This window comes from Kitasatospora sp. NPDC023118, assembly GCF_055560875.1.
This window is the reverse complement of sequence record NZ_JBVHHW010000004.1, coordinates 215,622-233,295: the sequence shown is the minus strand read 5'-3', so window position 1 is coordinate 233,295 and position 17,674 is coordinate 215,622. Positions and strand designations below refer to the sequence as shown.

Annotated in this window: 17 protein-coding genes; 8 read left to right on the top strand and 9 right to left on the bottom strand. The window is 71.9% G+C overall.

Annotation, left to right across the window (positions count from 1 at the left end):
• Window positions 1-41 precede the first annotated feature (41 nt).
• Window positions 42-4,835, bottom strand: coding sequence for a hypothetical protein (locus ACZ3UD_RS07320; RefSeq protein ID WP_465583294.1), 4,794 nt, complete (start codon window positions 4,833-4,835; stop codon window positions 42-44).
• A gap of 538 nt (window positions 4,836-5,373) precedes the next feature.
• Window positions 5,374-5,817 (bottom strand): methylmalonyl-CoA epimerase, encoded by a 444-nt coding sequence (gene mce, locus ACZ3UD_RS07315; protein ID WP_465583656.1) that lies wholly within the window; start codon window positions 5,815-5,817, stop codon window positions 5,374-5,376.
• 246 nt (window positions 5,818-6,063) lie between these two features.
• Here mce and ACZ3UD_RS07310 point away from each other — a divergent pair, with 246 nt between their 5' ends.
• The 7 genes from ACZ3UD_RS07310 to ACZ3UD_RS07280 all read left to right on the top strand — a co-directional run bounded on the left by ACZ3UD_RS07310 (window position 6,064) and on the right by ACZ3UD_RS07280 (window position 11,950).
• A complete protein-coding gene (locus ACZ3UD_RS07310; RefSeq protein ID WP_465583291.1) occupies window positions 6,064-7,257 on the top strand; it encodes an acetyl-CoA C-acetyltransferase in 1,194 nt (397 codons plus the stop codon).
• A 78-nt stretch (window positions 7,258-7,335) separates the two neighbouring features.
• Window positions 7,336-8,292, top strand: coding sequence for a methylmalonyl Co-A mutase-associated GTPase MeaB (gene meaB, locus ACZ3UD_RS07305; RefSeq protein WP_465583288.1), 957 nt, complete (start codon window positions 7,336-7,338; stop codon window positions 8,290-8,292).
• A gap of 394 nt (window positions 8,293-8,686) precedes the next feature.
• Window positions 8,687-8,947, top strand: coding sequence for a hypothetical protein (locus tag ACZ3UD_RS07300; protein ID WP_465583285.1), 261 nt, complete (start codon window positions 8,687-8,689; stop codon window positions 8,945-8,947).
• Window positions 8,922-9,452, top strand: coding sequence for a DUF6879 family protein (locus ACZ3UD_RS07295; RefSeq protein WP_465583282.1), 531 nt, complete (start codon window positions 8,922-8,924; stop codon window positions 9,450-9,452). Before ACZ3UD_RS07300 ends, ACZ3UD_RS07295 begins: the two co-directional genes overlap by 26 nt.
• Window positions 9,453-9,478: 26 nt before the next feature.
• On the top strand, window positions 9,479-10,327 hold the full coding sequence (locus ACZ3UD_RS07290) for a helix-turn-helix domain-containing protein (protein WP_465583279.1): 849 nt from the start codon (window positions 9,479-9,481) through the stop codon (window positions 10,325-10,327).
• Between the two features lie 162 nt (window positions 10,328-10,489).
• A complete protein-coding gene (locus ACZ3UD_RS07285) occupies window positions 10,490-10,975 on the top strand; it encodes a glycine-rich domain-containing protein (RefSeq protein ID WP_465583277.1) in 486 nt (161 codons plus the stop codon).
• Between the two features lie 63 nt (window positions 10,976-11,038).
• Window positions 11,039-11,950: an aminoglycoside phosphotransferase/kinase family protein gene (locus ACZ3UD_RS07280; RefSeq protein ID WP_465583274.1), complete on the top strand. Its 912-nt coding sequence runs from the start codon at window positions 11,039-11,041 to the stop codon at window positions 11,948-11,950.
• On the opposite strand, the gene ACZ3UD_RS07275 is transcribed toward ACZ3UD_RS07280, so the two are convergent.
• Window positions 11,913-12,122, bottom strand: a complete 210-nt coding sequence (locus ACZ3UD_RS07275) for a DUF397 domain-containing protein (RefSeq protein ID WP_465583271.1) — start codon at window positions 12,120-12,122, stop codon at window positions 11,913-11,915. The two genes, ACZ3UD_RS07280 and ACZ3UD_RS07275, sit on opposite strands and share 38 nt — an antisense overlap.
• A complete protein-coding gene (locus ACZ3UD_RS07270) occupies window positions 12,119-13,003 on the bottom strand; it encodes a helix-turn-helix domain-containing protein (RefSeq protein ID WP_465583268.1) in 885 nt (294 codons plus the stop codon). The genes ACZ3UD_RS07275 and ACZ3UD_RS07270 overlap by 4 nt, the downstream gene beginning before the upstream one ends.
• 247 nt (window positions 13,004-13,250) lie before the next feature.
• On the opposite strand from ACZ3UD_RS07270, the gene ACZ3UD_RS07265 reads away from it, so the two are divergent.
• On the top strand, window positions 13,251-13,679 hold the full coding sequence (locus ACZ3UD_RS07265) for an ATP-binding protein (protein ID WP_465583265.1): 429 nt from the start codon (window positions 13,251-13,253) through the stop codon (window positions 13,677-13,679).
• 70 nt (window positions 13,680-13,749) lie between these two features.
• Here ACZ3UD_RS07265 and ACZ3UD_RS07260 read toward each other — a convergent pair whose 3' ends face one another.
• From ACZ3UD_RS07260 to ACZ3UD_RS07240, 5 genes are all read right to left on the bottom strand, one after another.
• Window positions 13,750-14,265, bottom strand: a complete 516-nt coding sequence (locus ACZ3UD_RS07260) for a MarR family winged helix-turn-helix transcriptional regulator (protein WP_465583262.1) — start codon at window positions 14,263-14,265, stop codon at window positions 13,750-13,752.
• Window positions 14,266-14,305: 40 nt separating this feature from the next.
• Window positions 14,306-15,106, bottom strand: coding sequence for an AIM24 family protein (locus ACZ3UD_RS07255; protein ID WP_465583653.1), 801 nt, complete (start codon window positions 15,104-15,106; stop codon window positions 14,306-14,308).
• 212 nt (window positions 15,107-15,318) lie between these two features.
• Window positions 15,319-15,969 carry an AIM24 family protein gene (locus ACZ3UD_RS07250; protein ID WP_465583260.1) on the bottom strand — a complete coding sequence of 217 codons (651 nt, stop codon included), beginning with the start codon at window positions 15,967-15,969 and terminating at the stop codon, window positions 15,319-15,321.
• Window positions 15,969-16,607, bottom strand: a complete 639-nt coding sequence (locus ACZ3UD_RS07245) for an AIM24 family protein (RefSeq protein WP_380611578.1) — start codon at window positions 16,605-16,607, stop codon at window positions 15,969-15,971. Before ACZ3UD_RS07245 ends, ACZ3UD_RS07250 begins: the two co-directional genes overlap by 1 nt.
• A gap of 80 nt (window positions 16,608-16,687) precedes the next feature.
• Window positions 16,688-17,485, bottom strand: a complete 798-nt coding sequence (locus tag ACZ3UD_RS07240) for a DUF2127 domain-containing protein (protein ID WP_465583256.1) — start codon at window positions 17,483-17,485, stop codon at window positions 16,688-16,690.
• Window positions 17,486-17,674 lie beyond the last annotated feature (189 nt).

The window sequence follows — 17,674 nt, the reverse complement described above, 5'->3', positions numbered from 1 at the left end:
GAAATGCCGTTCTCTCACGGACAATGACCGCCAATGTCCGCTCAATCGGGTGGTGGGTTCTTGGAGCGATTGCCACCCGACCGGGGGGAGCCAACTCCGGCACCGGCCTTGGCGCCCCCGTCCTTCTTGGTACTGCTTCCCCCGTTGGTCTGGGCGACCGGTGACGGTGCCTCGAACGCCTCCAGCGCCGACAGCACGTCCTGGACCCTGGAGATCTCGGTGTTGATGTCCTTGCGGCGGCGCACCAGCTCGTCCAGCTCACGCCGGCCCTCGTCGGTGACCCGCTCGGCCTCGGCCTTGGCCTCGGCGACCAGCCGCTCGGCCTCGGCCTTGGCCAGCTCGATCTGCTCGTCGGCGGTGCGGTCGGCCTCCCGCAGCCGCTTCTCCGCCTCGGCGGCCGCACTCTCCAGCCGCTCCTCGGCCTCGGTCTCGGCCGACTGCAGCTTGGCCTCGGCCTTCTCGATCAGCGCCTCGGCGCGGTCGGTGGAGCTGGCGAGCTTGGTCTCCGCCTCCTTGAGCAGGCCCTCGGCCTTGCGGACGGCGGAGAGCCGGACCTTGCTGGCCTCCGCGGAGGCCTCCGAGGTCAGCTCGCCGGCCCGCTCCTCGGCGGCCGCGACCAGGGCGGCGGCGCGCTCCTCGGCCTCGGCGACGGTGGCCACCGCCTGCTCCTCGGCCTCGGTCAGCTGCTCCTGAGCGGCCGTCACCAGGGCGTCCACCCGCTCGCCGGCCGACTTCATGGCCGCCGCGTTCTCCTTGCGGGCACGCTCGTGCAGCGCCTCGACCTCCGCGTCGGTGCGCTCTCGCAGCTCCTCCGCGCGCTCGCGGATGGCGGTGGCGTCCCGGCGGGCCTCGGCGAGCAGCGCGTCGGCGTCGGAGCGGCCCTTCTCGACCTCGGCCTGACCGGCCGCCTCGCCGGCCGCGACCAGGCGGTCCGCCTCCTTGCGGGCGGCGGCGACCATCGCGTCCGCCTGCTCCTCGGCGGCGGCGGTGGTGGCCAGCGCGGTGGTCTGGGCGTCCTCGCCGAGCGCCTCGGCGTCCGCGAAGGCCTTCTCCAGGACGGACTTGGCCTGGTCGCGGGTGGCCTTGTCGAACTGCTCGGCGGCCTCCCGGGTCTGCGCGTCGTAGGCGTCGGCGCGGGCGTGGGTGGCGCTGTCGTACTCGTCGGCCAGGGAGCGGGTGGCGAGGGCGTACTCCTCGGCCTCCGCGCGCAGCCCGGCGGCCAGCTCCTCGGCGTCGGCGACCGTCCGGGCGGCCTGGGCCTCGGCGTCGGCCACCGTCCGGGCGGCCTGCGCGTCGGCGTCCGCGCGCAGCCGCTCGGCGGCCTCCTGGGCGGCGCGCAGCTCGGCCTCGGCGTCGGCGCGCAGCTGCTCGTCGTAGGCCTGGGCCTCGGCGCGGCGGCGGCTCAGGTCGGCCTCGACGGCCTCGCGCTCGGCGGCGAGCTCCAGCTCGGTCTGCTCGCGCAGGGCGGTGGTCTCGGCCTCGGTGCGGGCGCGCAGGTCGGCGGTCTCCCGGTCGGCCAGCTCGCGCTGCTCGGCGCAGTACTCGTCGGCGGCCTCGCGCTGCTCGGCGGTCTCGCGGTCGGCGAGGGCCCGCTGGTCGGCGGTCTCCCGGTCGGCGAGGGCGCGGGTCTCGGCGGCCTCCTGCTCGGCGGTGGCGCGCAGCGCGGCGATCTGCTCGGCGGCGGCCTCGTGCAGGCCGGCCACCGACTGGCGGACCTCGGCGGCCTCGTCCTCGGCGGCGGAGACCAGCTCGGCGCCCTCGGCCCGGGCGGCGGCGACCAGGTCCTCGGCGTCGGCCACGGCCTGCTCCAGGACGGCGGCGGCCTCGGCGCGGATGCCGTCGGCGGTGGCGCGGGCCTCGGACAGCTCGCGGCCCGCCTCGGCCCGGACCGTCTCGGCCTGCTCGTTGGCCAGCGCCAGTTCGGCGGCGGCCTTCTCGCGGGTGGCCTTGGCGTCCTGGGCGGCCTCGGCCCGGCGCTGCTCGGCGGCGATACGGGCCTGTTCCAGCAGCTCGTCGGCCTCCGCGCGGCGGTCGGTCGCGAACTGCTCGGCCTCGGCGCGCTGCTCGGCGGCGGCCTGCTCGGCCTCGGTGCGGACGCGGTCGGCGTACGCCTCGGCGCTCTCGCGCTGCTCGGTGGTCTCCTGCTGGGCGAGGGCGCGCAGCTCGGCGGCGGCCTGCTCGGCCTCGGCGCGCTGGGCGGCCGCGTACTGGTCGGCGCCCTCGCGCTGCTCGGCGGCGTACCGGTCGGCGGCCTCGCGCTGCCCGGTGGTCTCGGCGGCGGTGCGCTCGGCGAGCTCGGCGGCGGCCTGCTCGGCCTCGGTGCGGACGCGGTCGGCGTAGGCCTCGGCGCTCTCGCGCTGCTCGGTGGTCTGCTGCCGGGTCAGCGCACGCAGCTCGGCCGTCTCGCGGTCGGCGCTCTCGCGCTGCTGGGCCGCGTACTGGTCGGCGGCGCCGCGGACCTCCGCGGCGTGCTGCTCGGCCGCGGCGCGGACCTCGGCGGTCTCCTGGGCGGTGCGCTCGGTCAGCTCGGCGGCGGCCTGCTCGGCCTGCTCACGGGCGGAGCGGGCGGCGGCCAGCTGCTCCGCGGTCTCCTCGCGCTCGCGCCGCAGCCCGGTGGAGGCGGCCTCCCGCTCGCGCAGGCTCTCCTCGCGCAGTGCTTCGGCGGCGGCTTCGGCCTCGGCCCGGGTACGGGCGGCCTCGGTGTCGGCCTCGGTGCGCACCCGCTCGGCGTCGGCGACCGCGGCGCCCCGGACGGCGTTCGCCCGGGCCTCGGCATCGGCGGTCAGCGCCTCCGCGGCGGCGCTCGCCTCGGCGCGCACCCGCTGGTCGAACTCGGCGGCGTCGCGCCGGAGTTCGGCTGTCTCGCGCTCGGCGGCGACCCGGTTCTCGGCGGCCGCGGCCTTGGCGGCGGCCAGGGCGTCCTGGCCCTGCTGCTCGGCGGCCGCGGTGATCTTCTCGGCCTCGGCGCGGGCCCGGGTCAGGGTCTGCTCGGCCCGCCCCTGGGTCTCGGCGGCCTGCTCCTGGGCCTGCTCGCGCAGCCGCTCGATCTCCCCGGCGGCGCCGGCGCGCAGCTCGTCCGCGTCGGCCTTGGCCCTGGTGAGCAGCTCCTCGGCGTTCTTCGCCGACTCCTCGATCTGCAGCACCGCCTGGCGGCGGGCCTCGCTGCGGGCCCGGTCGGCCTCGGCGGCGGCCTGGGCGCGCAGCTCCTCGGCCTCGGCCCGCAGCCGGGCCGCCTCGTCCTGCATCTGCTCGATCCGCTCGCGGATCGCGGCGGCGTCGTCGAGGGCGGCGTTCTGGGCCTGCTCGACGGCGGCCTGGGCCTGCTCGCGCAGCCGCTGCGCCTCGGCACGGGCCTCGGCGCGGACCCGCTCGGCCTCGGCGGCGGCCTCGCCGCGGGTGACCTCGGCGTCCTGGTTGGCCTGGCCGAGCACCTCCTCGGCGGTCTTGGCGGCCTTGGCGAGGTGGACGGTGGCGTCCTTGGCGCCGGCCGCCCGGCCCTCCTCCTCGGCCTCGCCGCGCAGCCGCTGGGCGTCGGCCTCGGCCTGCGCCCGCAGCTCGGCCACGTCCCGTTCGGCCTGGGCGCGCAGCTCGGCGATCGCGGCCTCGGCCTCGGCCTTCAGCTGGGCGGCGACCGACTCGGCGGTGGCCCGCAGCCGCTCGCTCTCCTCGGCGGCGGCGGCCTTGGCGGCGTCCGCCTCGGCCTGCCTGGTGGCGGCCACGGCACGGACGGCCTCCGCCTCGGCGCGGATGGCCTCGGACTCCTTGGTGGCCTGGGCGACCAGCCGGGCGATCTCGGCCCGGGCGGTCTGCGAACGCTGCTCGGTGGCGGCCTCGCCGTCGGCGACCTTGCGCTCGGCGGCGGCCTCGGCGTCGGCCTGGAGCTGCTCGGCGGCCTGCTCGGCCTGGGCGCGCAGCTCGGCGGCCTCCCGGCGGGTGCGCTCGGCCTCGGCGATCGCCTCGGCGCGCAGCCGCTCTATCTCGGCCTTCGCGGCGGCGAGCTGCTGCTCAGCGCGGGCCTGCTCGGCGGTGGCCTGCTCCTTGAGCCGGCCGATCTCGGCGTGGGCGACGGCCAGCTGCTGCTCGGCGGCGACATGGGCGGCGGCCAGCTCCTGCTGGGCCTGGCCGCGGGCGGCGTCCACGTCGGCGGCGGCCTGGGCACCGGCCTGCTGGGCCTGCTCGGAGGCGGCGCGCAGCAGGCGCTCGGCGTCGTTCTGGGCCCGCTGCAGGGCGGCCTCGGCGGCGGCCTGGGCCTCGCCGCGGGCGGCGTCCACATCGGCGGCGGTCTGGGCGCGGGCGTGGTCGGAGAGCGCGGCGGCCTCGGCACGGGCGGCGGCGACCATCCGCTCGGACTCGGCGCGGGCCTCCTGGAGCAGGCGCTTGGCCTCCTGCTCGGAGCCGGCCCGGGTCTGCTCGGCCCAGCCGTTGACGTGCTGCTCGGCGGAGCGGCGCAGCTCGGCGAGCTCGTCCTCCAGCTGGCGGCGGCGGGCGGCGAGCTCGGCCTCCAGCCGGGCGGTGCGCTCGGCGGCCTCGGCCATGATCCGCTGGGTCGCGGCCTGGGACTCGCGCAGCTGGCGCTCGGCGTCGGCGCGCAGCTGCTGGGCCTGCATCTCGGCGGTGCGGAGCATCTGCTCGGCCTGGCCGGAGACGGCGTCGAAGGCGCGCGGCTGGGCGAGCATGCGACGGGACTCGTGCAGCTTGGCCCGGAGCACCTCCACCTGGTAGGCGAGGTCCTCGGCATGCTCGACTGCCTTGTCCCGCTCCTTCCGAGTCCGACCCATCTCGGCCTCGAACTGGGAGAGGTGATCGTCAACCTCGTAGCGGTCGTTGCCCCGCACTCCGCGGTCCCATCCATCTCCTGGTCGCGTCCTCGACCCGGCCGGTTCCGGGCTCCCGTGTCCGGGGCGCCGGTCCGACTGGTCCTTGCATCCGCGGCCACCGGACGAACCCCCGCCAAGCCGGGTCCGTCCGCCGCGGTCGTCGGAATCCTCGGTGCGGGAGCGCGGGTGTACCGCGTTCCCCCGTCCGGGTGGACTCCTGGGCGAACTCTTGCCTGTGGAGAATGGTGACAGATCCGTCTTGCGACTGTTCAGCCGTGCCCGCGTACTGGACTCCCCTGCGACGGGCCGACCACCGGAGGGCGGACAGGCCTGTCATCGGCCGTGCCCGTCGCCTCCGTTCCGCGGAGTCTTCGCGCACCTGGGCATTGTAGTGGGAGCGCACTGCGGGGGAATGGCCGCGTGGGGGTTTTCCGGCTGTCGGACCAGGTTACTGACGGGTCGCTAGGGTACGCCGCCGTGGTGCCGCCCCGCGCGGGCGGCGCCGTTGGGGGTTTGAGGCGGCGCCACCAGGGGTTCCGGGCGGCGCCGCCAGGGCTCAGTGTCCTTCCCGCGCACCCGGCTCGGCCGAGGTGACCAGCTCGGTCAGCACGCCGCCGCAGTCCTTGGGGTGCAGGAAGGTGATCCGCGAGCCCATCGAGCCGATCCGCGGCTGGTCGTACAGGACCCGGACGCCCTTGCCCCGGATGGCCTCGGCGTCGCCGTCCACGTCGGCGGTGCCGAAGGCGATGTGGTGCACGCCCTCGCCGTTCTTCTCCAGCCATTTGGCCACGGTGGAGTCCGGCCGGGTGGGCTCCAGCAACTGGAGGTACGAGGCGCCGCCGTCGTCCGTCCCGTTGATCCGGAGCATGGCCTCGCGGACGCCCTGCTCCTCGTTGACCTCGCTGTGGAACACCTCGAAGCCGTAGGTGGCGCGGTAGAACTCGACCGTCTTGTCGAGGTCGCGGCAGGCGATGCCGATGTGGTCGATACGGGTCAGCACGGCGACCTCCGGGGCTGGTAGGAAAGAAGGTGGCACCCAGTGCAGCGTACGGCCCTTCAGGGGCGCCAGTGCCGGACGTGCGAGCCTGCTCACACGGCGCAGGGTTCACCCGGAGTGCGTTGACACGGTGTTGACTGGATGGTGCCAGTGCGCTCGATCACACCGTCGCTCCGGTGACGGGCGGAAAACAGGTCAGTACATTGAGCGCATCCTCACCTGGCCACGACGTGCGAAGGGGCCCGTCCCATGACCAACACCACCTCTGTGATCGTTGCCGGTGCGCGGACCCCGATGGGACGCCTGCTCGGCTCCCTCAAGGGCTTCTCCGGCGCCGAACTCGGCGGCTTCGCCATCAAGGGCGCGCTGGAGCGGGCCGGGATCACGGGTGAGCAGGTCCAGTACGTGATCATGGGCCAGGTGCTGCAGGCCGGCGCCGGCCAGATCCCCGCCCGCCAGGCCGCCGTCAAGGCCGGCATCCCGATGAACGTCCCGGCGCTGACCATCAACAAGGTCTGCCTCTCCGGCCTGGACGCCATCGCGCTGGCCGACCAGCTGATCCGCGCCGGCGAGTTCGACATCATCGTGGCCGGTGGCCAGGAGTCGATGACCAACGCCCCGCACCTGCTGCCGAAGTCCCGCGAGGGCTTCAAGTACGGCGCGATCGAGATGCTCGACGCGATGGCCTACGACGGCCTGACCGACGCCTACGAGAACATCCCGATGGGCGAGTCCACCGAGAAGCACAACACCCGCCTGGGCATCGCCCGCGAGGTGCAGGACGAGATCGCCGCCGCCTCCCACCAGCGGGCCGCCAAGGCGCAGGCCGACGGCGTCTTCGACGCCGAGATCGTCCCGGTCGCCATCCCGCAGCGCAAGGGCGAGCCGGTGCTGTTCAGCCAGGACGAGGGCATCCGCGCCGACACCACCGCCGAGGGCCTGGCCAAGCTGCGCCCGGCCTTCACCAAGGACGGCACGATCACCGCCGGCACCTCCTCGCAGATCTCCGACGGCGCCGCCGCCGTGGTCGTGATGAGCAAGGCCAAGGCCGAGGAGCTGGGCCTGACCTGGATCGCCGAGATCGGCGCCCACGGCAACGTGGCCGGCCCGGACAACTCGCTGCAGTCGCAGCCGTCCAACGCGATCAAGCACGCGCTGTCCAAGGAGGGTCTGGAGGTCTCCGACCTCGACCTGATCGAGATCAACGAGGCCTTCGCGGCCGTCGCCCACCAGTCGATGAAGGACCTGGGCGTCTCCTCCGACATCGTCAACGTCAACGGCGGCGCGATCGCGCTCGGCCACCCGATCGGCATGTCCGGCGCCCGCGTGGTGCTGACCCTGGCGCTGGAGCTGCAGCGCCGCGGCGGCGGCGTCGGCGCGGCCGCGCTGTGCGGCGGCGGAGGCCAGGGCGACGCGCTGATCGTGCGCGTGCCGAAGGCCTGATCGCTGACCTGGCTTCCGGGGCTGCGGACCGCCACAAGTGGTCCGCAGCCCCTTCGGCATCTGCGCTTGGAGATCCTGATGATCGATGTCGCCACGCTGGTCGAGCAGGCCCGGGAGGGCCGGCCGCGGGCGGTCGCCCGGCTGATCACGCTGGTCGAGAACGCCGCCCCGCAGCTGCGGGAGGCGATGGCCGCGCTCGCGCCGTACACCGGGCAGGCCTACACGGTGGGCCTGACCGGCTCGCCGGGGGTCGGCAAGTCCACCACCACCTCGGCGCTGGTCTCCGCTTACCGGCGGCTCGGCAAGCGGGTCGGCGTGCTGGCCGTCGACCCGTCCTCGCCGTTCTCCGGCGGGGCGCTGCTGGGCGACCGGGTCCGGATGCAGGACCACGCGACCGACCCCGAGGTGTTCATCCGCTCGATGGCCACCCGCGGCCACCTGGGTGGGCTCTCCTGGGCGGCGCCGCAGGCGCTGCGGGTGCTGGACGCGGCAGGCTGCGAGGTGATCCTGGTCGAGACCGTGGGCGTCGGCCAGTCCGAGGTGGAGATCGCCGCCCAGGCCGACACCGCCGTGGTGCTGCTGGCCCCCGGGATGGGCGACGGCATCCAGGCCGCCAAGGCGGGCATCCTGGAGATCGGCGACCTCTTCGTGGTCAACAAGGCCGACCGGGACGGCGCCGACGCCACCGCCCGCGAGCTCAACCACATGCTGGGCCTCGGCGAGGCCCGCGAGGCGGGGGACTGGCGCCCGCCGATCGTCAAGACCGTCGCGGCCCGCGGCGAGGGCGTGGACGAGGTGGTCGAGGCGCTGGAGAAGCACCGCGCCTGGCTGGAGGAGCACGGCGAACTGGCGGCGCGTCGGCGCCGCCGGGCCGCCCAGGAGATCGAGGCGATCGCACTCGCCGAGCTGCGCGCCCGGATCGGCGACCTCTCCGGCGACCGCCACCTGGCCGGGCTGGCCGAGCGGGTGGTCGCGGGCGAACTGGACCCGTACGGCGCGGCCGACGAACTGGTGGCGGGGCTGACGCAGACCTGAGCGCCCGCCTCTCTGTTCCTCCGTCGCCGCTTCGGCATGGCCGAAGCGGCGACGGCATTGCCCGGCCCTTCTCCGCAGGAAGTCGGCCAGGGCGACTTCCTGCGCAAACAGGGGTGGCTGCGGCACGACAGCAACAGCGGCCCATCACATCGGACGCCGCTGGGACTGATGCCGCTTCGTCTCTCCGCCCCGCCGGATGGGTCCGGCGGGGCGGAGAGACAGCAACCAGCTTGCCGAACTCGGAATGGCGCTGGCCTTCGAGGTGACCTCGACGGCCAGCGCCATCCACAACGGAATGCTTCCATCCGCCTACAGTGCGCTCTTGACGGTCCACGCGTCGTTCGCAAGGGTTCAGGCGCAACAGTGCGCAACTGGCTTGATACGGGAGGGCGCCATGGAACTAGAGTTCATCGGGATCGACCCCGAGACCGGCAAGGACGGCTCACCGACCGTGTGGGTGGACCACGCGCAGCGGGAGATCGTGATCCAGGGGAGGACCGCCTCAGAGGAGCTGGTGGCGGCGATCAGTGGGACTACATGGGCGCCTGACCATACTCCAGGCATCCCCGAGGGTGAGAACGTGACCCGAATCCCGGCGCGGATGGTGTCGATCTTGAGGGAGGCGTGCAATGTGGCTGAACGTTCCGGACTTTGATCAACTTCTGCACTCCGCACAGTATTCAGCGGTCCATCTTGAGATGCGCGACGCCTACGGGGTCCCGGACGAGGCGCAGGCCGTCGAACGGTTCCGGGAAACGGGGGAGTCGGACCTGGACCCGGAGTCGGAGTACTGGCATGAGTGGACGGCCATGGTGCGCGAGGCGACGATGCGGGGCGTCGCCGTCCGTCGAGCCCGGATCGTCTCCGAGCCGGTCACCCTCTACACGCGATACCTGCATGCCATGACCCCGGTCAATATCGCGGCTGGTGAAGACGTCCGTTGGCTCCCCCGCCACAACGCTTCCGACTTGGCGCTGCCTGGCAACGACTTCTGGGTGTTCGACAATCATGCCGTTCGCTTCAATCACTTCACCGGTGACGGTGATTGGGCCGACCCGCGCACCTCGTACACCGAGGACGCCGTCGTGGCGAAGCTCTGCGTATCCGCATTCGAAGCGGTGTGGGAGCGTGCGACCCCGCACGACCGATATGCCGTCTGACCGCTGAGGTACCGAGCGGACACTCCATGGCCGTATCCCCATCGTCCAGCGCCCAGGCAGCTCGGGTCGCTATTGCAACACGTCTACGCGATCTGATGCTGGACGCCCGGATCGACGGCAAGGAGCTCTCGGCCCGGTGTCAATGGCACCCATCGAAAACCTCGCGCATCCTGAGCGGGAAGTCCGTACCCTCCGAGGACGACATCCGCTCGTGGTGCACGGCGTGCGGCTCGGACGAGCAGGTGACTGACCTGATCGCCTCGTCCCGTGCGGTGGAGCTCATGTACCAGGAGTGGCGCAAGCTCCATCGCAACGGAATGCGCCAGGTCCAGGAAGAGTCCCTGGTCCAGTACGCGAGCACGGTGATGTGCCGAGCCTATGTCTCGAACGTCGTACCCGGTTTCCTCCAGACCGAGGCGTACGCAACCGCACTCATGCGCAGTATTACGGACTTCCAGGGCACTCCGGATGATGTCGCTGATGCGGTAGCGGTTCGGTTGGAGCGCGGCCGACTGTTGCGCGAGGGCAACCATCGCTTCGTCGTCCTGGCCGAGGAGACCGTCCTGCGGTACCGCATCGGTGACTCGGAAACCATGGCTGGCCAACTCGGGTACCTACTCACGGTGATGCCGCTCCCGTCCGTCTCGCTCGGCATCATCCCGTTCTCTGCGCAACGCCGCATCTGGCCGCTGGAGGCGTTCTACCTGTTCGATGACCAGGAGGCGTCGGTGGAGACGCTGACCGCAGAGATCAACGTCATTCAGCCGCGCGAACTTGCGGACTACCGCCGAGCCTTCGCCGAGCTGACCGAGATGGCCGTCTACGGAGCCTCGGCGCGCGCGCTGATCACCTCCGCGATTGCCGCTCTCAGTTGATGGTCCGCAATCAGCCGCAATCGCGTTGAGTGTCCAAGCGCTTACTCCCTACCGTCGAACTCATCGCCTGGCGTGAGAAGGTCGAAACTCTCCGCAGTCGGGCGCCGATGCCCGGTCGCGCACCCGTGGCGCGACCGGCCGAATCGATCAAGGGAGCATGGCATGAGCCCCGTGAGCACGGAACGGATCACCGGACGAGCCCTGGTCAACGACGCCCTGTTCGGGCGCTTGGTCCACAGGGTCGTTCACGACCAGGACATGGCGCCGACGCTCGCGGAGCGGGTCGTGGACCAGGCGCTCGCGTTCCTCGGTGCCTGCGCCGCCGACCCCGGCGCCCGGCTGGCGCCGTCCCGCCTCGTCGACCACGGATGGCACGCCTTCCTGATGTACACCCGCGAGTACGCCGGGTTCTGCGACCGCGTCGCGGGTAGGTTCCTCCACCACAACCCGGAGGATGGCGACAGCCTCGTGAGGGGCGCGAGCATCGCAGTCACCGTGGCCGCTCTCACGGCGGTCGGCTATCAGGTGGACACCGAGCTTTGGGCCATGTCCGCCGAATGCTCCGAGGGCAGCGGAGGTGACGGATCCGACAGCAGCGGAAGCGGTAACTGCTCGCAGTGCCACCAGGGTTGCCACAACTCCAACTGACCACCGGCCGGGGCCGGACGGCGAGAGCGCCGTCCGGCCCCGGCCCGATCCCGAGGAAACGCCATGTGCCACCAGTGGACCGACCTGCCAGTTGCGGTTCGTGATCTGATCGTCGAGCGATGCGGCGCCGTCACCGGGGTGACGGTCCCGGATGCCGGGGAGGTCGCCGACTTCGCCGCCGCCCTGGACACCGACACGGGTCGCCTGTTCGTGAAGGCCGCCCGGCTCGACAGCCCGAACCTATGGATGGCCCGCAAGGAGGCGCAGGCCGCGCCAGCGGTGAAGGGGATCGGTGCGGGCCTGCTGTGGCAGGGGGAGGCCGATGGCTGGCTGGTCACCGCCTTCGAGTACGTGCCCGGGCGGCACGCCGACTTGTCCCCTGGATCGTCGGACCTGCCGCTCATCGCCGGAACGCTGGCCGGCCTCGCCGACCGGCTGACCCCGGCGCCCGCGCTGCGGTCGTTCAGCCTTGCGCAGCGGTGGGCCGGGTCGGCGCTTTGGCCCGAGATCGCCGCCAGTGGCGGCCTGACGCCGTGGCAGGCCGAGCATGTGGACCAGCTCAGTGCGTTGGAGGGCGGGGTGTCGGATGCCGTTGCGGGTGACACGCTGGTCCACACCGACATGACCGGGTCGAACATCCTGGTCGACGGTGCCCGGGTGCGGGTCATCGACTGGTCGTGGCCGGCCCCGGCCGCCGCGTGGGTCGACACCGCTTCGCTGGTTCCCCGCCTGATCGCCGCCGGTCACACCGTCTCGCAGGCGCAGCGGTGGGCGATGACGGTCCCGTACTACGCCGCTGCCGATCCTGCGAAGGTGGCCGCCTTGGCGGCCGTGGTCGCGGCCCGGTGGCAGCTGCGCGCGATCCGGGACGGCGGTGTGTGGGCTGCACTGTCGGCGGCGGCTGAGCTGTGGGTCGCCGATCTGCTGCTGGTCAGCGCTACCCGGGGAAGTCGTCGGCGAGAACACCGGCGATGAACGCTGTCCAGGCATCGGCGGTGAAGAGGAGAGCCGGCCCCTGCGGGTCCTTGGAGTCGCGAACGGGAAGCACCCCCGGGAACCCGTCCGCGACCTCGATGCATTCGTTGTCAGGGCCGCTGAACGAGCTCTTGCGCCATATGGCGGCGGAGAGGTCGGGGGCTTTGGTCATGAGCCGAGCTCCTTGATCGAGTTGATCAGTTCCAGGGATTCCGCAGATGAGAGCGCTTTGGTGGAGACATCGTTCCAAAGCTCCAGGTACGCCTCCACCTCCGTCGCGCCCTCAAGCCACATGGAACCCGAGGGGTTGTCCAGCAGGACGACGTCCATCGCAGCCTCGGACGGGAATCCCAGGATCACGTAGGGTCCGGCCATGCTGGCGTGCGCACCAACGCTGAACGGAACGACCCGGACGGACACGTTGGGCATGGATGCGGTATTCACCAGGTGCGCGAGCTGATCCCTCATGGCAGCGGGTCCGCCAACCTGCTGGCGCAGAGCACCCTCGGCCAGCACTACCGAGAGGGACAGCGGCGGATCGGCCCTCAACCGTTGTTGCCGCATCAGGCGAACGGTTACGAACTGCTCGACCTCCTCCGGCTGTTTCCAGCGTCGACCCGCTGCGGTGAGCGCACGCGCGTAGTCCGGAGTCTGCAGCAGGGCCGGGATCATCTGGCTTTGGAATGTGCGCACCGATGACGCCACCGCTTCCAGGGCGATGAAGTCGCGGTAGGTGTCCGCGAGCACGTTGCCGTACTCGCTCCACCAGCCGCTCCCGCGCCGCCGCTTGTTTGCCGTGCGAGCCAGCTCGGCGAGGCGCTCATGAACTGCTTGTTCATCGACGCCGTAGAGCCGGAGCATCGCAGTGAGATCCGGCGTCCGAACAGGGCTACGACCATTCTCGATTCGCGAGATCTTGCCCTTGGTGCAATCCAGTGCCTCGGCTACCGCACTGGTGCTCAGGCCGGCATGCTCCCGCATGCCGCGCAGTTCCTCTCCCAACTGCCGCCCCAGCACGGTGGATGGCGCGCTCGCCACGCGATCCGGTTGCATGCGTCCTCCTCTGATCGACAGTCAGTCTGCGCTCGCCGTACGGGCGCAGGCAATCTCAATCACTCGCATCTTTTCTTCAGGCAACGTTGCGGATGATCTTCAAGTGAGCGCATGCTACATGACGTAGCACGCCGAATTCGGGGAGTGATTGCAGGCTTGCTGCCGGGCATCCCTATGCCTCGATCCGTCGCCGGGCCGATTTCCCGCCCGGGCCTCGATCTCCAACACCACCGGAGGTGGCTCCGCCGTGCCTGAAACCGACACCCCTGTCGCGACCCGCAGCTGCTGGTTCCCGCGCTCCCGCCGTTCGCCGTTGCTCGCGCGGCGGATGCTGCGGGAGTTGCTCGCCACCGTGCCGGACGGCGACCGCTACTCCGAGGTCGGCGAGTTGCTCGTTACGGAGCTGGTGGGCAATGCCGTGCTGCACTCGGGCATGCCGGGCCGGCTGATCTGGGTGTCCTTCGATGTCGACGCCACCCGCCTGCGCATCGAGGTGCACGATGCGAGCGACCGGCCTCCGGTGTCTCGGCAGCCGGACGCCACCGCCGGGTGTGGGCGCGGCCTGCTCCTCGTGGAGGCCCTCGCCGCCGAGTGGGGGCACTTCCCGCGCCCAGGTGGGGTCGGCAAGGTGGTCTGGTGCGAGTGCGCGCCCGGACCGCTCGTCGCGAAGGCGTGAGTCCGATATGTGCGAGGGCGGGGCCGTGGGGGTGTCCACGGTCCCGCCCTCGGGGTGAAGCGGTCGTTGCCTACGAGCGGCCGCGCAGGCCGCGCAGGTGTTCGGCGACCGGGGCCAGCGCCTCGTACATGGCGTCGAGTTGCTCGGGGGAGAACCGGTCGATGAAGTGGGCACGGACGCTGCGGACGTGGTCCGGGGCGACCCGCTGCATGGTCTCCCAGCCCTGCTCGGTGAGGTGGGCGTAGAGGCCGCGGCGGTCGCCGGGGCACTCCTGGCGCAGGACCAGCCCGGCGTTCTCCATCCGGGTGATCTGGTGGGAGAGCCGGCTCTTCGACTGGAGGGTGGCGGTCGCGAGGTCGGTCATCCGCATCCGGTGGTCGGGGGCCTCGGAGAGGACGACCAGGATCTCGTAGTCGTTGATGGCCAGGTTGTGGGGCTGGAGTTCGCGGCTGAGCTGGTAGTCCAGCAGCTTGGCGACCTCCAGATGGGCGCGCCACATCCGCTGCTCCCTGGCGGTCAGCCAGGGAGTCTCCTCCTCGGGCTGCGACGGAGGGGTGTCCGCAGTGCCGATCGTGTGCGTATCCATGGGGCCCAGCATAGCCGATTTAGTTCAATATTGTACAAGTTTACAGGCCGAAACGCCGTCCGAGTTCGCCCAGGTTACCGAGGCCGGGCGCGTTGGGGTTGCCGCCGGCGGGGGCCTGCTGGGGCGGTACCCCGCCGACCGGTACGCCCGCCTCGGCGTCCACCACGCCCACCGACCGCTCGGCCAGCAGCTTCTCGCTGGACTGGATCAGCACCTGCCCGGCGCCGATGAACTCGAACTGGTGCTCCTCGCCGGAGACGCCGCCGACACCGGTCAGTCGTCGCAGGCCGCCGACCACCCCGTGCAGGTACTCGTGGTCGTAGTGGTGGCACGGCGCCGGGCAGTCCGCCCAGCCGACCAGCGCCTGCGGGTCCACCCGGATCGGCGGCTCGACGAAGTGCACCGGCCCGTTGGAGGCGGCGACGAAGCGGCCGGTGCCGATCAGCGTCAGGAAGCCCGGGATGATCGACTGCTTGAGCCGCAGCGTCGGGTCGAAGGCGAGCAGGTTGCCGGAGCGCACGGTCAGGTTGCCGTCGTCCAGGTCGTAGGAGTTGAGGTCGAAGGCACGGTCGGCCAGCAGCAGCTTGCCGGTGCCCTGGGCGACCACCCAGTCCGCCGCGTGCAGCGGGGAGTTGAAGTGCTGCCCGAGCACCCGGTCGACCATCCCGGCGCCGACGCCGCGGAAGGTGATGTCGCCGTAGTAGGCGACCATCTTGCCCTTCTGCAGGAAGTAGGAGCCGTTCAGGTCGACCGCGAAGGCGTACGGGTTGACGTTGTCGTTGGCCGGCAGGGTGTACGCGTCGTACACCACCGGGCCCTCGCCGCCGTGGGTGGTCGGCAGCGGGGCCTGCGGGCCGCCGAACTGCTCCTGGGCGTAGGCCGGTTGGGGCTGTTGGGGCGGCTGCTGCGGGTAGCCGGGCGGCGGGGGCGGCGGGTAGCCGTGCGGCGGGCCGTAGTTCGGCGGCACCGGCGGCACCGCGAAGCCCGGCTGGGTCGGCTGGTCGTGCGGCGACTGCCCGTACGGCGGCTGCGGCGGCTGCGGAGGGTAGGACATCAGAGCTTCTCCTCGCTCGCCTGGACGTACACCGCGCCCTGCCCGGACAGCTCCAGCTGGAACGCCTCGCCCGAGCCGCGGCCGATCATCTCGCGCCAGCCGATCGCCGTGGACAGCTTGTTGTGCACCTCGCCGCGGTGCGCCACATACGCCTGCGGGTCGACGTGCACCGGCCGGCCCGGGGTGATCGGAAGCTCGAAGACCCCGCCGTGGGCCATCACCGCGACCGAGCCGTGGCCCTCCAGCCGGGTGGTGAACAGGCCCTGCCCGCTGACCTGGCCCCGGACCATGCCCATCACCCCGCCCTGCGAGCCGAGGAACACGGTGGACTGCCGCAGCGTGCCCTCGAAGGCGAGCAGCCGGTCCGCCTCGACGAACAGGGTGTCGCCGACCAGGTCGATCACCTGGACGTGGTGGCCGCCGTGGCCGAACATCACCCGGCCTTGGCCCTCGACGGTCATCAGCGGGGTGTCCTCGTTGGCGACCCTGCGGCCGATCATCGACATCACCCCGCCCTGGCCGCCGGTGATGTTCGGGGTGAACCGGACGTCGCCGGTGTACGCGATCATCGCGCCGCGCTGGCTGAACAGCCGCTGACCGGGCACCACCTGGGCCTCGACCAGCTTGCCGTTGATCCGGGTGAAGCCCATCAGACATCACCCCCGAGGGTGACCTTCTCCGAGGGCTGGACGTACACCAGGCCCTCGCCGGTGAACTCGACCTGGACGGCCTCGCCGCCGCCCTCGCCGATCACCGTGGTCCAGCCCGCGCCGGACTTGAGGCTGCGGTGCAGGCTGCCGGTGTGCGCGAGGTACGCGCCCGGGTCGACCCGCAGCGGCATGTCCTTGCCGACCCGCAGGATGACGGCGGGCCCGTTGGAGGTGACGGCGGCCCAGCCGTGCCCCTCCACCTTGGTGGTGAAGAGGCCGTTGCCGGAGGAGACGCCGTTCAGCCCGGTGAAGGTGGTGCCGGTGTGCAGGCCGGCCTCGGTGCACAGCAGGTTGTCCGACTCGACGTAGAGCGTCTCGCCGAACAGCTGGACCAGGTTGATCTCGGTGGCCTTGTCGGCGAAGTAGCAGGTGCCCTGTCCCTTCACCTCCATGACGGTCATCCGCTCGCCGGTGAGTCTGCGGGCGACCATGCCGCGCAGTCCGTCCCCGCCGCCGGTCAGTTTCTTGAAGGTCATCTGGCCGGTGTAGGCGACCATCGAGCCGTGCCGGGCCTTGACGGCGTCGCCGGCCAACTCGACGGCGAGCACCCGCGAGCCCTGGAGTCTGAACTGTGCCACGGCCGAAATCTAGCGTTTGCGGCCGCGGTCGGGCGAGAGGTCGGGGACGAACTGGTACGAGCCTGGGACAAAGGTGCGAGTCAGGACCGCGCGTGCGCCCCGTGGCCGGGGTGCGGGACGGTGCCGGCCGCCTCCTCGACCTCCAGCAGCGAGGCCGAGTGGCGCTCCGCCTCGAAGGCGACCGCGCCGCCGCGCAGGCCGAACAGGCGCTTGGAGAGCATGATCCAGAGCACCGCCGCGATGTTCAGGGCCAGCGTGCAGATCTTCACCGCGCTGACGTGCTCGTGCAGCTCGTAGCCCTCCAGCGGGAGGAAGGCGGCGGTGGCGACCACGGTCAGGTACTCGGCCCAGCGCCTGCCCAGCCAGAGGCCGACCGCCTCGACGATCTCGATCAGCGCGTAGGTGACCAGGGCGCCCGCGACGATCAGCAGGGTCTTCTTCTGGTAGCCGAAGGTCTTGCGGATCGTCTCGACGATCGGGGCGTGGTCCAGGTCCCAGTGGAAGTGGTCGGTGACCGGCTTGAAGATCGTCAGGTCCTCCTCGAAGACCCGCTGCACGGCCTCCTGGCTGTTGGAGAACTTCCAGATCCCCCACGCCATCAGGATGATGACGACGCCACGCAGCACCCGCTCGATGGCCAGGAAGCGCAGGATGAAGAGGTCCCGCAGGGCCTTGCCGCGCGGCACCAGCGGGGCGTTCGCGGCCGGGCCGGAGCCGTGCGGGGCGCCCAGCGCGAAGTCCCCGCAGCGCAGGCAGCGCCAGGCGTCGCCGACGGCGGTGGTGGCGTGCAGCCGGGAGGCCAGCTCGGGTTCGGTCGGCGCGTAGGTGATGTGCCCGCGCTTGGCGCAGGTCCTGCGGTCCCAGTCCCGCTTGAACATGGTGCGACTACCCCCGTGTGCGATGCCGTGAGCGCCCGGATCGGTGGGCGCGCGGGCAAGAGGATAGGGGGTGCGGGCGACGCCCTGCTGCGTTCGGCCGGGTTCTGGCGCGTGGCTGTGACATCGGGCACGGTGGCCACCCCCGGCCCGGGGTTCGGACATGTGCTCGGTGATAATGGCCGGAAGGCT